Source organism: Herbiconiux sp., assembly GCF_023264895.1.
Lineage (GTDB): Bacteria > Actinomycetota > Actinomycetes > Actinomycetales > Microbacteriaceae > Herbiconiux.
The window spans coordinates 1-10,434 of record NZ_JAHFUY010000052.1 but is presented as its reverse complement, the minus strand read 5'-3'; the positions used below and the strand labels follow the sequence as shown (position 1 = coordinate 10,434).

Annotated in this window: 11 protein-coding genes; 7 read left to right on the top strand and 4 right to left on the bottom strand. The window is 70.7% G+C overall.

All coding sequences use genetic code 11. From position 1 onward, the window contains the following. The 5 genes from Q0D57_RS11025 to Q0D57_RS11005 all read left to right on the top strand — a co-directional run. Positions 1 to 283: PTS glucose transporter subunit IIA (locus Q0D57_RS11025; RefSeq protein WP_291043202.1), on the top strand; the 283-nt coding region annotated here is incomplete at its 5' end. Continuing rightward, the gene (locus Q0D57_RS11020) at positions 270 to 1,742 is read left to right on the top strand and encodes a family 1 glycosylhydrolase (protein ID WP_291043199.1); all 1,473 of its coding nucleotides are present in this window, start codon (positions 270 to 272) and stop codon (positions 1,740 to 1,742) included. The genes Q0D57_RS11025 and Q0D57_RS11020, both read left to right, overlap by 14 nt. A gap of 38 nt (positions 1,743 to 1,780) precedes the next feature. Further along, entirely contained in the window at positions 1,781 to 2,626 is an 846-nt protein-coding gene (locus Q0D57_RS11015; RefSeq protein WP_291043196.1) for a PRD domain-containing protein, read from the top strand. An 89-nt stretch (positions 2,627 to 2,715) separates the two neighbouring features. Beyond that, complete coding sequence (locus Q0D57_RS11010) at positions 2,716 to 2,982, top strand: HPr family phosphocarrier protein (protein WP_291043193.1); 267 nt, start codon at positions 2,716 to 2,718, stop codon at positions 2,980 to 2,982. After that, a complete protein-coding gene (locus Q0D57_RS11005) occupies positions 2,979 to 3,731 on the top strand; it encodes a histidine phosphatase family protein (protein ID WP_291043190.1) in 753 nt (250 codons plus the stop codon). The genes Q0D57_RS11010 and Q0D57_RS11005 overlap by 4 nt, the downstream gene beginning before the upstream one ends. A gap of 107 nt (positions 3,732 to 3,838) precedes the next feature. On the opposite strand, the gene Q0D57_RS11000 is transcribed toward Q0D57_RS11005, so the two are convergent. Both Q0D57_RS11000 and Q0D57_RS10995 read right to left on the bottom strand, forming a co-directional pair. Continuing rightward, a complete protein-coding gene (locus tag Q0D57_RS11000; RefSeq protein ID WP_291043187.1) occupies positions 3,839 to 4,003 on the bottom strand; it encodes a hypothetical protein in 165 nt (54 codons plus the stop codon). 79 nt (positions 4,004 to 4,082) lie between these two features. Then, positions 4,083 to 4,865 (bottom strand): glucose 1-dehydrogenase, encoded by a 783-nt coding sequence (locus Q0D57_RS10995; protein WP_291043186.1) that lies wholly within the window; start codon positions 4,863 to 4,865, stop codon positions 4,083 to 4,085. A gap of 187 nt (positions 4,866 to 5,052) precedes the next feature. Here Q0D57_RS10995 and Q0D57_RS10990 point away from each other — a divergent pair, with 187 nt between their 5' ends. After that, entirely contained in the window at positions 5,053 to 6,849 is a 1,797-nt protein-coding gene (locus Q0D57_RS10990; RefSeq protein ID WP_291043183.1) for an AMP-binding protein, read from the top strand. A 149-nt stretch (positions 6,850 to 6,998) separates the two neighbouring features. Here Q0D57_RS10990 and Q0D57_RS10985 read toward each other — a convergent pair whose 3' ends face one another. Both Q0D57_RS10985 and Q0D57_RS10980 read right to left on the bottom strand, forming a co-directional pair. Next, positions 6,999 to 7,937: an NADP-dependent oxidoreductase gene (locus Q0D57_RS10985; RefSeq protein WP_291043180.1), complete on the bottom strand. Its 939-nt coding sequence runs from the start codon at positions 7,935 to 7,937 to the stop codon at positions 6,999 to 7,001. 20 nt (positions 7,938 to 7,957) lie between these two features. Then, positions 7,958 to 9,685 carry a long-chain-fatty-acid--CoA ligase gene (locus Q0D57_RS10980; protein ID WP_291043177.1) on the bottom strand — a complete coding sequence of 576 codons (1,728 nt, stop codon included), beginning with the start codon at positions 9,683 to 9,685 and terminating at the stop codon, positions 7,958 to 7,960. Positions 9,686 to 9,906: 221 nt separating this feature from the next. Here Q0D57_RS10980 and Q0D57_RS10975 point away from each other — a divergent pair. After that, positions 9,907 to 10,434: FAD-dependent oxidoreductase (locus Q0D57_RS10975; protein ID WP_291043174.1), on the top strand; the 528-nt coding region annotated here is incomplete at its 3' end.

The following is a 10,434-nucleotide window of genomic DNA, read 5'->3' as shown; positions in this document are numbered from 1 at the left end:
CGAGGGCGTCGAGGTGCTCGTGCACGTCGGCATCGACACCGTCAAGCTCGCCGGAGCGCCCTTCACCGTGCACGTCGCCCAGGGCGACCGCGTCGAGGCGGGCCAGCTCGTGATCGAGGCCGACCTCGACGCCATCCGCGTCGCCGGCTACGACCTCACCACCCCCGTCGTCGTCACCAACTCCGACCGGTTCACGGTCGAGGTGCCGGCGGCCGGAGACATCACGACCGGCGAACCGTTCGCCACGATCAAGGAGAAGGAGCTCACCGGTGGCACTGCCTGACGGATTCCTCTGGGGCGGCGCACTCGCCGCCAACCAAGCAGAAGGCGCCTGGAAGGAGGGCGGCCGCGGGCCCGCGGTCACCGACGTCAACACCTTCAAGCCGAACGCCGACCCGAAGCAGTACGCGATCCACCACGTGAACACCGTGGAGAGCATCCGTGCCGCGATGGACGACCCGGACGAGCTCACCTACTATCCCAAGCGCCGAGGCATCGACTTCTACCACCGCTATCCCGAGGATCTCGCGCTGTTCGCCGAGATGGGCTTCACGGTGCTGCGCGTGTCGATCGCCTGGACCCGCCTCTACCCCACGGGCGAGGAGCTCGAGCCCAACGAGGAGGGCATCGCCTTCTACCTCGGGCTCTTCGAGGAGATGCGGCGCCTCGGCATCGAGCCGCTCGTGACCCTCGCGCACTACGACCCGCCGCTGCACCTCGCGCTGAAGAACAACGCCTGGGTCGACCGCAGCATCCTGCCCCTCTTCGAGCGCTTCGTGCGCACCTGCTACGAGCGCTTCGGCCACCTCATCACCTACTGGCTGAGCTTCAACGAGATCGACGGCATCATCCGCCACCCCTTCACCTCGGGCGGCATCATCGAGGAGACCGTGCCGCCGCTCGCGAACGGCGAGAGCGGCCTCGAGCAGGCCTGCTACACCGCACTGCACCACCAGTTCGTGGCGTCGGCGGCGGCCACGAAGCTCCTGCACGAGATGTTCCCAGAGTCGCAGATGGGCTGCATGCTCACCATGCTGACCACCTACCCGAACACCTGCCACCCCGACGACGTGGCCGCGACCCAGGAGAAGGAGCGCCTGCTCTACCTCTGCACCGACGTGCAGGCCGACGGCGCCTACCCGCGGCTCGCGCTCAACCTGCTCGCGCGGCAGGGCGTCACGATCCCGTTCGAGGAGGGCGACGCCGAGCTGCTCGCCGCGCATCCGGTCGACTACATCTCGTTCAGCTACTACATGTCGATGACCGAGTCGGTGAACCCGGAGGCCGAGCGCACGCCGGGCAACACGATCCTGGGCGTCAAGAACCCGTTCCTGCCCTCGAGCGAGTGGGGCTGGCAGATCGACCCCGTGGGCCTCCGCATCTCGCTGATCGACCTCTACGACCGCTACAACAAGCCCCTCTTCATCGTGGAGAACGGGCTCGGCATGCGCGACGAGGTCACGGCGGAGGGCCGCATCCACGACCCGTACCGGATCGACTACTTCCGCGCGCACTTCGAGGAGATGATCCGCGCCGTCGACGAGGGCGTGGACCTGCTCGGCTACACGAGCTGGTCGCCGATCGACTTCATCAGCGCCTCGACCTCGCAGATCACCAAGCGCTACGGCTTCATCCACGTCGACATGGACGATCTGGGCAATGGGACAATGGAGCGTCGGCGCAAGGACTCGTTCTTCTGGTACCAGAAGGTGATCGCCTCCAACGGAGCCGACCTGTCGTGAGCGTCGCTGTTCGAGTCGACACGCGAGAGGAGGTGCCCGTGCAGACCATCAAGAAGGTGCTCAACTCGAGCGTCGTGCTCGCGGTCGACGAGAACGGCACCGAGCTCGTGGTGCTCGGCAAGGGCATCGGCTACGGCCGGAAGCCGGGCGAGATCGTGGCTCCGGATGACGCCAACCAGGTCTTCGTGTCGCTCCCCGACAGCGACCAGCGGAACCTCGTGGAGCTGCTCACGCAGATCCCGGGCGAGATCGTGGAGGTGACCCGCTCGATCGTCGACCTGGCCTCCGCGGAAGGCCTCGAGCTCGACCCGCACATCTACCTCTCGCTCACCGATCACCTCGGCTTCGCCGTGGAGCGGCAGCGCAAGGGGCTCGTGACCGTGAACCGGCTCGCCTGGGAGGTGCGCGCGATCTACCCGCGGCAGTACGCCATCGGCGTGCGCGGGGTCGCGCTGCTGCGGTCGCGGCTCGGCGTCGAGCTGCCCGAGGAGGAGGCGGCGAACATCGCCTTCCACCTCGCGAACGCCGACGCCGGCAGCACCGGGGTCGACTCGCTCCGGATCGTGACGCTCGTGAGCCAGGTGGCCTCGATCGTGACGCACTCCACCGGGGTGCAGCTGCACGGTTCCGACGCCGATGGGAACGACCTGCACGGCGCGCGGTTCGTGGCGCACCTGCAGTACTTCGCGCGGCGCTTCTTCGACGGCACGCTCGCCACGAGCCCCGACGACTTCCTCTTCACGAGCCTCAGCGCGCGCTACCCGGCGGCCGTCGGGGCCGCGGAGCGTGTGCGCACGCTCGTGCAGCAGCAGTACGGCGAGCGGCTGCCGAACGAGGAGATCGCGTTCCTCGCGCTGCACATCGCCCGGGTGCTCGACGCCTGAGCCTGAGTCTCTGACACTCCGCGCCCCCCATCCACCACCCCCTCTGATCACCGACCCCTCTGACCACCGACCCTCGACGAAGGACGACCATGACCACCCGCACCACCACCATCGGATCCCGCACCGGCCTCCACGCCCGCCCCGCCGCCCTCTTCGTGAAGGCCGCCGCCGGTTCCGGCCACGCCGTGCAGCTCACCGCGAAGGACAAGACGATCAATGCCGCGAGCCTGCTCAGCGTGATGTCGCTCGGCATCGCGCAGGGCGAGGAGGTCACGCTCGAGGTGACCGGCGACGAGGAGGCGCGCGTGGCCGACGAGCTCGCGGCGCTGCTCGCCTCGGACCTCGACGCCGAGTGACGGGGGCCGCCTCCGCGCCTGCACCCGTTTCCGGATCCGCGTCCGCCTCCGCGCCTGCTCTGCGGCTGCACCTCGTGCGGCACGCCGAGACGCTCTTCAACGTGCGGCATCAGCTGCAGGGCTGGTGCGACTCGCCGCTCACGCCGCGGGGGCTCCGGCAGATCGAGGCGCTCGGTGAGCGCTTCCGCGAGGTGCCGCTCGTGGCGGCCTTCGCGAGCGATCTCACGCGCACCCGCATGACGGCGGTCGCGGCCCTCGCGGGGCATCCGCAGCTCGAGCCCGTGTACACGCCGGATCTCCGCGAATGGAACTTCGGCGGCTGGGAGGGCCAGCCCAACCCGGCGCTGTGGGGTCCGCTGTTCGAGGCCCACGGCTACACCTACGGCACGGCCGGGCACTGGGACGAGCTGACCGCCGACGGCCCCGATGCCGTGCTCGACGCCGTCGCGGCCAGCGACCCCTCCGGTCTCGCCGAGTCGTCGGCGGAGGTGGGGGAGCGGCTCCGCCGTGCGGTCGCGACGCTCCTGGCGGTGGGCTCGGGCGACGTGCTCGTGGTCACCCACGGTGCGGTGCTGCAGTCGCTCGTGCCGCTCCTCGCACCGGGAGCGCGGGTGGCTCCGGGCTACCCCAACTGCGGTGTCACCACGGTGACGCTGCCGGCTCACGGGTCTGCTGGAGTCGCCGAGGTCGGACTGCTCGACGCATCCTGTGCCGGCGAGCCCACGGAACCGGCGCTCATCCTGCCCTGAGCCTCTTCGGCGCGGACAACGACAAACGTCGCGGCATCCGGGCCCCATTCGCGGTCGATAGCCGCGACGTTTGTCGTTGTCCACGCCGACCGGCGCTGCGCCGAGGTTCAGGCGTCGGAAGTCTCGCCGGCGGCGTCGCCGGCCTCCTCCTCCGGGTTGAAGTGCGATCCGTCGGGGTCGTGACCCACCGCGATACCGTTCTCGGAGTTCGGGATGGTCCCGTCGTCGCCCAGGTTGGGGCCGTCGGTGCCGGGCTGCTTCTCGTCGCTCATGGTGTCTCCTGCTCGTGGGGAAGGCATCTCCCCGTCGAGCCAGAACCTACTCGCGCGGCGCCCGGCCCGCCCGGCACTCTCAGTACTTGTACGACTGACCGCCGTCGATGGGCACGACGGCCGCGTTGATGTAGCTCGCGTCGTCGCTGAGGAGGAACGCGACCACGGCGGCGATCTCGGGGGCCTCTCCGTAGCGCTTCGTGGGGTTCGCCTGGATGAACTGCTCGGCGGCGGCGCGCGGGTTCTCCGGGTCGAGCTGCTTCATGGAGTTCTCGACCATGGGGGTCCAGATGGCGCCGGGGGCGATGGCGTTGATCCGGATGCCGAACTGGCCGTACTCGACCGCGGAGTTGCGGGTGAGGCCCACGACGCCGTGCTTCGCGGCGGCGTAGCCGGACTGGTTGCCGACGCCGCGGATGCCGCCGACGCTCGCGGTGTTCACGATCATGCCCGAGCCCTGCTCGCGCATGACCTTCAGCACCTTCTCGAGCCCGAGGAAGACGCCGCTGAGGTTGATGGCGATGACCTTCTCGAACTCGACGGAGGTGAAGTCCTCGGTGAGGTTCTGGCGGCCCTCGATGCCGGCGTTGTTGAAGAAGCCGTCGATGCGGCCGAAGGCGGCGAGGGTCTCGGAGACGTAGCGGTCGACGTCCTCCTCCTTGGAGACGTCGGCCACGAGGGTGAGCACCTTCGCCTCGCGGGCGGCGGCGGAGACGGCCTCGACGGTGGCGGCGAGACCCGCCTCCGAGACGTCGACGAGCGAGAGGGTCGCGCCCTCCTCGGCGAGGCGCACGGCGGTGGCGCGGCCGAGGCCGGAGCCTCCGCCGGTGATGAGGACGACACGATCGGTGAAGCGGTTCACGGACTGACCTTTCGACGGGGTCGGGTGCGGTTCACCCGGCGATCTGTGCCTCTCAGTTTACGCCTGTAATTACCGGTAATGACCTGGTGCAGTGGATCTATGGAGCGGATCGCGTGCGGGGGCACGGCTGCTCCGGATGCTCAGCCGGGTAGGGTCGACAGACACCCGCCACGAGGAAGCACGATCCATGACAGGCACCGCCGCCACGGCCCAGAACCCCGCTCCCGCCGCCGTCACCGAGGCCATCCGCTCGGTGCGGGACAGGCTGATCCGGCTCCGCGAGCATCCGGTGGAGGCCGCCGCCGGCTTCGCCTGGCCCGCCATCGGCCCGGTCTTCAACTGGGGCATCGACTGGTTCGACGCGATCGCCCGCGGCAACGATGCGCCCGCCCTCGTGATCGTGGAGGAGGACGGATCGCGCACCACGCGCTCCTTCGACGAGATGGCCACCCGCTCCGACCAGCTCGGCACGTGGCTCCGCGACCTCGGCGTCTCGAAGGGCGACGCGGTCATGCTGATGCTCGGCAATCAGGTGGAGCTCTGGGAGTCGATGCTCGCGCTCATCAAGATCGGCGCGGTCATCCTGCCCACCACGGTCGCCTTCGGCGGCGACGAGCTGCAGAACCGCCTCGAGCGCGGCCGTGTGCGCTTCGTGATCGCGGCGGCCGCCGACACCCCCAAGTTCGACCAGGTCACCGCCCCCTTCGCCGGCATCCGCGTTCAGCCGAACCGTCACTTTCCACACGAAGATGCCCGCGTTAGCGTGAGAAGTGACGTCTCGGGGGAGGGGCGGGAGTGGGGAGTCTATGAGGAGGCTTTCGTGGGGGAGGTGGGGCCGCTGGGGCACCCGGGGACCGCGCCCGGGGATGCGCTGCTGCACTACTTCACGTCGGGCACCACCTCGCGGCCGAAGCTCGTGGAGCACACCCAGGTGTCGTACCCGGTGGGGCACCTCAGCACGATGTACTGGCTGGGGCTCCGGCCGGGCGACGTGCACCTCGCCATCAGCTCGCCGGGGTGGGCGAAGCACGCCTGGAGCTGCTTCTTCGCACCGTGGATCGCCGAGGCCACGATCTTCGTGTCGAACTACACCCGGTTCGACCCCGAGCGCATGCTCACGACCCTCCGCACCGATGGCGTCACCTCCTTCTGCGCGCCGCCGACGGTGTGGCGGATGCTCATCCAGAGCGACCTCACGGCGGGCGAGGGTCGCGGGGCGCTCCGCGAGCTCGTCTCGGCCGGGGAGCCGCTGAACCCCGAGGTGATCGGGCAGGTGCGGCGGCAGTGGGGGCTCGACATCCGTGACGGCTACGGCCAGACCGAGATGACGGCGATCGTGGCGAACTCGCCGGGGCAGACGATCACGGACGGCTCGATGGGGCGGCCGCTGCCGGGGTGCCCGGTGGTGCTCGTCGATCCGCTCACGGGGGAGCACACCGACGAGGGTGAGATCTGCCTCGACCTGGCGGGATCGCGGCCACTCAACCTGATGACGGGCTACGTGGCCGACGAGGAGCGGAACGCCGAGGCGACCGTCGGTGGGCGCTTCCACACGGGTGACCTCGCGTCGCGCGACGCCGACGGCTACCTCACCTACATCGGCCGCACCGACGACGTGTTCAAAGCCTCGGACTACAAGATCAGCCCGTTCGAGCTCGAGAGCGTGCTGATCGAGCACCCGGCCGTGGTGGAGGCGGCGATCGTGCCGGCGCCGGACGAGCTGCGGCTGGCCGTGCCGAAGGCGTACATCGCGCTCGCGGCCGGTCATGCTCCGGATGCGGCGACGGCCGAGTCGATCCTGCTGTTCGCCCGGGAGGCGCTCGCGCCGTTCCAGCGGGTGCGGCGGGTGGAGTTCTTCGAGCTGCCGAAGACGATCTCGGGCAAGATCCGCCGCGTGGAGCTGCGCCAGCGCGAGGAGCGCATCGCGGCGGGCACCGAGACCTGCGACGAGTTCCGCGACGACCGCCTCCGCAACCGCGCCTGACGGCAGCGACCGAGACCGCGCCTGACGGCGGACTTCGCCACGTCTGCGTGCTATCGGGCGTTCATACAGCTCGGAGGGCAGGAGGTTTGGCGAAGTCCGCGGATCGAGCGTGATCGGGTTGGGGCGGGTCTGAGTGGCGCGGCGCGACGTCAGGGGATGAGCGCGAGCTTGCCGCCTGGGTGCTGGCCGGCGAGCTCCTCGAGGGCGGCGCGGGCGTCGTCGAGCGGGTAGGTGCGCGCGATCGGCACCACGAGGTCGCCGCGGCCGGCGAGGTCGATCAGGTGCTGGCGCACGGCGTCGCGGAACACCGCGCTCGCGGGCATCGCACCCGCGATGGCCCGGATGCCGGCGTCCTTCGCGCGGCCGAACGCGGCGATCGTGACGATGCGGTCGCGGTCGGGCACGAGCGCGAGCGAGGTGTCGACGGCCTCGTCGGTGCCCACGCAGTCCAGCGCCGCGGCGATGCCTTCGGGTGCGAGCTCGCGCACGCGCGCCTCGAGCCCCTCGCCGTAGGCAACGGGCTCGCCGCCGAACCCTCGCACGACGTCGGCGTTCTGCTCGCTCGCCGTGCCGATCACGCGCACGCCGCCGATGAGGCGCGCCTGCTGCAGGATGCTGACCCCCACCGATCCGGATGCGCCGTGCACGAGCACGGTGTCGCCCGCCTTCACCCCGGTGACGTCGAGCATCTCGGCGGCGGTCGCCCCCGCGAGCAGGAGGTTAGCGGCCTGCTCGAACGGCACGGTCGCGGGCTTGGCGAACACGTCCTTCGCCGGGACGGTGCGAGCAGACGAGTAGCCGCCCTTGATGCGGAACGCGAGCACCTCGTCGCCGACGGCACCCCCGCCCGACGCGATCTCGGTGTCGGGACCCACCGCCGTGATGACCCCCGCGATCTCGTAGCCGACCGCCACGGGCAGGAGGCTCCGGTCGGTCCCGGAGGCCACGTGCTTGAAGTCGGCGGGGTTCATGCCGGCCGCCCGCACCTCGATCGTGACCTCGCCGGGCCCGGGTGCCAGCACCTCGACCTCCACCTCCTCGAACACATCGAGATCTCCGAAGTCGCGTGCGATCCACTGTCTGGCCATGCCCACCACGCTACGCCGCCTCAGAGCTCGGCGAGGAGGCGCTCGCGGACCTGCTTGCGGAGGACCTTGCCGATGAGCGAGCGCGGGAGGTCGTCGACCGCCACGATGCGGCGCGGCACCTTGTACGCCGCGAGACGCGTGCGGCAGTAGTCGCGAAGAGCATCCACGTCGAGCGAAGCGCCGGACTTCAGCACCACGGCCGCCGCCACGTCTTCACCGCCGGATGCGCGCGGCAGCGCCACCACGGCGGCCGCCTCGACATCGGGGTGCGACGCGAGAGCATCCTCCACCTCGCTCGGCGACACGTTGAAGCCGCCCGTGATGATGAGCTCCTTCAGCCGGTCGACGATCGTGACGAACCCGTCGGCCGAGACCGAAGCGATGTCGCCCGTGCGGAGCCACCCGCCGTCGAGCAGCGCCGCCGCCGTGTCGCCCGGCCGGCCCCAATAGCCCTGGAACACCTGCGGGCCCCGGATGAGCAGCTCCCCGGCCTCGCCGAACGGCCGGTCGACCGCCGGGTCGTCGGGATCGACCACGCGGATCTCGGTGCTCGGGAACGGCACCCCCACCGTGCCCGGTCGTCGGGAGGGGCCGATGGGGTTGCCGAGCGCCACGGGCGAGGTCTCGGTCATGCCGTAGCCCTCGACGAGCAGGCCGCCCGTCGCCTCCTCCCAGCGCGTGACCGTGGCCACAGGTAGGCTCATGGCGCCCGAGATGGCGAACCGCACGGTCGACAGGTCGATGCTGCCCTGCGAGGCCGCCCGCGCCAGCTGGTCGTAGATGGGCGGCACCGCGGGCAGGAACGTGGGCGGACTCGTGCGCGCCGCATCGGTGACGAGCCCGAGATCGAACTTGGGGAAGAGCACGAGCTTGGCCCCGATGCTCATGGCGAACGTGAGGCACAGCGTCATGCCGTAGGCGTGGAAGAGGGGGAGCACGCCGTAGAAGGTCTCCTGCGCGCCGCCCCGGCCGCCGCCCTCACGGAGCCCCGGCACCCAGGCCCGCCCCTGCATGGCGTTGGCCCGCAGGTTGGCGTGGGTGAGGATGGCGCCCTTCGGGGAGCCGGTGGTGCCGCTCGTGTACTGCAGCAGCGCGATGTCGTCGAGCGCCGGCGCGGCGACCTTCCGCGAGAGCCGCCGGTGGTCGAGGAGCTTCTCCCAGGTGAGCGGATGCCGCGCCCGCGGCGTGCTCGTGAGCTGGGCCCGCGCGGTGCGGGCCTTGGGGATCGGCAGCCGCAGCGCCATCCGCTTGCCGAGCGGGAGTGCGGTCGTGATGTCGACGCTCACGATGTGCTCGAGCGCCACGTCGGAGGGGAACTCCGCGACGGTGTCGAACGCCTTGTCCCAGACGATCGCGACCTGCGCGCCGTGGTCTTCGAACTGGTGCCGGAGCTCGCGCGCCGTGTAGAGCGGGTTGTGCTCGATCACGATGGCGCCGAGCCGGAGCGCCGCGTAGAACGCCACGACGTGCTGCGGGCAGTTGGGCAGCACGATGGCCACCCGGTCGCCGTGACCCACCCCGAGGCGGCGGAGGCCCTCGGCGGCGCGCTCGATCTGCTCGCCGAGCTCGCGGTAGCTCGTGGTGGCGCCGAAGAACTCCAGGGCTGTCGCCTTGTCGTAGCGCGTGACGCTCGCCGCGATCATCTCGGGCAGCGTCTCGCTCGGCTCGTCGATCTCGTGGGGCACGCCCTCGGCGTAGGCGGCGAGCCACGGTCGGTCGGCGTAGGGGCTCTGCTCGGGGGTGGTCATGCTCCCATCCTGCCCGGCCGCGCATTCGCCCGGCGGAATGATCAGGGATCTGTGCAGAGCCGATGCAGGCCGGCCTGCTGTGGAGAACCGGCGCGACCTCCCGGCCCCGCGGAGGTGGCAGAGTGGATGCCAGGCCTGCGGACCGCAGACCGCAGACCGCAGACCGCGCAACAGCGCAGACCGCAGACCGTGCAGCCCGAAGCCACGGCGACAGGGGAACGATGTCCACACCGGTGCCACCCACCTACAGCCACGAGCGCCGCAACCCGGCGGAGCGCATCCGCCGCTCGCTCGAGGGTGCGTCGTCGACGCCGTTCTGGCTCGACAGCCCCGATCGGCCCGCCGCCGAACCCCCGATGAAGGGAGCGCACGCCGCGGATCTCCTCGTGGTGGGCGGCGGCTACTCGGGGCTGTGGGCGGCGCTCATGGCGAAGGAGGCCGACCCCGCGCGCTCGGTCGTGCTGATCGAGGCCGCCGAGATCGCCTGGGCGGCGAGCGGCCGCAACGGCGGCTTCTTCGAGGCGAGCCTCACCCACGGCGAGGAGAACGGCGAGCGGCACTTCGGCGGCGAGCTCGAGCAGCTGCACCGCCTCGCCGACGAGAACGTGGAGGAGTTCGTGGCCACCCTCGAGCGCCACGGCATCGATGCGGAGTACGAGCCCACCGGCACCCTCACCGTGGCGACCGAGCCGCACCAGGTCGAGGAGCTCCGGGCCGGGGGACCCGAGGGCTTCCACGAGGGCGACGCC

Excerpts from the sequence above, each read along its gene's own strand:
- Q0D57_RS11010 (WP_291043193.1), top strand. The coding sequence starts at position 2,716 with ATGACCACCCGCACCACCACCATCGGATCCCGCACCGGCCTCCACGCC.
- Q0D57_RS11000 (WP_291043187.1), bottom strand. The coding sequence starts at position 4,003 with ATGAGCGACGAGAAGCAGCCCGGCACCGACGGCCCCAACCTGGGCGAC.
- Q0D57_RS10990 (WP_291043183.1), top strand. The coding sequence starts at position 5,053 with ATGACAGGCACCGCCGCCACGGCCCAGAACCCCGCTCCCGCCGCCGTC.
- Q0D57_RS10985 (WP_291043180.1), bottom strand. The coding sequence starts at position 7,937 with ATGGCCAGACAGTGGATCGCACGCGACTTCGGAGATCTCGATGTGTTC.
- Q0D57_RS10980 (WP_291043177.1), bottom strand. The coding sequence starts at position 9,685 with ATGACCACCCCCGAGCAGAGCCCCTACGCCGACCGACCGTGGCTCGCC.